1 pseudogene is annotated in these 923 nt (G+C 36.3%); it reads right to left on the bottom strand.

Going from position 1 to position 923, the window contains the following annotated elements:
• Positions 1-923, bottom strand: a pseudogene (locus tag B371_RS0100220) (transposase); the annotation flags it as partial.

Raw genomic sequence — 923 nt, forward strand, 5'->3', positions numbered from 1 at the left:
TTGTTGAAAGGCCAGTTGCTCCGTGTGTGTTTCGGATTTTAAGCTGACTGAATAAGTTTTATTTTTCGCACCTTCCTTATAACATCCATCACGTAATGGGCATACCTTGCATTTTTCAATATCAAAAAAATGTGTCTCTACTTGGTTATTATTCTATCCTTTTTTTCCAGTTCGTGCTTTTCGTACTGCTAAATGCCCTGCTTTACAAACAAATCGTCCGGCATCTTTATTGTATTCAAATTTGTCTTCTTCCTTTCGAGTACCTTCTGATATTGCGGGATTTAACTTGGAAACTAGTCTAATTTGTTTTTCTTTTGTATAGTCAATATTCGCTTTCTCTGAATAAGCTGTATCTCCAATAACCGTGTCTACGTCCATACCTGCTTGTTTACTTTTTTCAATCAATTCTTGTAAGTACTTGTCATCACTTTTTTCACCTGTCGTGATGACTGCGGCTGTAATGATTCGCTCATCACTTAACGCAATATGTGTTTTATAGCCAAAGAAAGATGAATCAGCTGATTTATGGCCTTTCCGTGCATCGATATCTGACGAATAGGAAAGGTGCGCTTGATAATCCTCGACAACTTCTATTAACATATTTAAACGTTCTTTGACAGCGGGTACTTGTGCGACTTGTGGTTCCTTTTCAATTACTGCAATTAACTTTTCACAGTATGTTACTTCATCTTTTACCTCGTTCGTCGTATTTTTTGCAGGAAACTTATCTTTCATCGACTCATCGATTTTATAGATTGCTTTTCGGACTTTTTTTGATCTCTCTTGTAAAAACTCTTTTGGTGTCTTTTGATTGTAACGTGCTTTTGTATGTGTGGCGTCCACAATAATGGTGCTACTTTTAATGATGTTCTTTTCCAGTGCGATTTCAACGGTTTTCCTAATTAACATATCTAATAGACCGA

It is taken from the genome of Paenisporosarcina sp. TG20 (assembly GCF_000286315.1).
In the GTDB taxonomy this organism is placed as follows: domain Bacteria; phylum Bacillota; class Bacilli; order Bacillales_A; family Planococcaceae; genus Paenisporosarcina.